The organism is Prevotella sp. SGI.167 (assembly GCF_050313615.1).
GTDB lineage: Bacteria > Bacteroidota > Bacteroidia > Bacteroidales > Bacteroidaceae > Prevotella.
Genome location: NZ_JBNPLT010000101.1, coordinates 1 through 1,029, shown reverse-complemented (window position 1 = coordinate 1,029; position 1,029 = coordinate 1). Strand labels below are relative to the sequence as shown.

At 34.7% G+C, this 1,029-nt stretch carries 2 protein-coding genes; both read right to left on the bottom strand.

What is annotated here, in order from left to right:
- Positions 1-90: 90 nt before the first annotated feature.
- On the bottom strand, positions 91-651 hold the full coding sequence (locus ACQRBJ_RS16035; protein ID WP_256621126.1) for a GNAT family N-acetyltransferase: 561 nt from the start codon (positions 649-651) through the stop codon (positions 91-93).
- Between the two features lie 38 nt (positions 652-689).
- Complete coding sequence (locus ACQRBJ_RS16030) at positions 690-845, bottom strand: hypothetical protein (protein ID WP_218417773.1); 156 nt, start codon at positions 843-845, stop codon at positions 690-692.
- Between the last annotated feature and the right edge of the window lie 184 nt (positions 846-1,029).

Here is a 1,029-nt window from a genome sequence, read left to right as displayed (position 1 = left end):
GGAAGGACACCTTAAAACTCTAGACAGAAAAAGCTCAGGTTCTTGTCAAACTTGTGATAATACAAATGGCGCATAGTATTAATACGTTTTTCAATTTGAAGTTAACTTCTTCAAATCATAATACATGAGGCGCGTATGCAACGACTTTGTCATGTCATACCCCAGATTCTCTGCTTCTTGCTGTTCCGTCGAAAACAAAAACAAGAATTCATTCTTTTGATAAAAATCCAATGGAACCATACAGTTATAGGCATCAACTATCAAAAAACGACATCCAGTTTTATTTTCTTCATCAATAAACCAAGATTTTATGAAATCCAATAATTCTGACCCTATACCTTGATGACGAAAGTCAACATTGATTCCAAGCCTTCCTATAAGTACAGCAGGATATCTACGCATTCGTTTCTCTCTAGGAATATCATGAGAAAGTTTACGACCACGACTATTAGGTATGACATCCACTCTGATACTATCATTAGACAAAGTAAACATACAAACAATGGTTTTAGGATCATCATCCAGCACAAAGCAATAAGTTTTACCAAGCAATTCTGCTTTATAACGCATTGCATCATGTAGAAAGAAATCATCCAAATCCTCATCTCCACAAGTAAAAGGATGGCAAGTCGAAAGAATCTCGTCATCCATCTTTTTAAGTTTACACTTATCTAATAAAAATCCCATAATTACATTCCTGCTTTTTTTAATATAGCACGAGCTATAGCTATTTTCTCTGAAAAATCAACACGTTCTTTACTTTTCATAACATCATCAGCATTGTTGATAAAGCGAATAGCTTCATCACCATGAAGAGTCGGAATAACCTTTATATCTATTGCCATAATCTTATCTCCTATTATTTAGTTTATATATCTTGCCGCCAAAGTTACGCTTTTTTCCCGAAACCACCAAGAAAATAACAAGAAATCTGTAAGTTATCAGCAAATAACCACGAAATCAACCGTAAACTATAAACTATTAACTGTAAACTATAAACTGCTATTCCCCTGGCGGTCCCATCCCGCA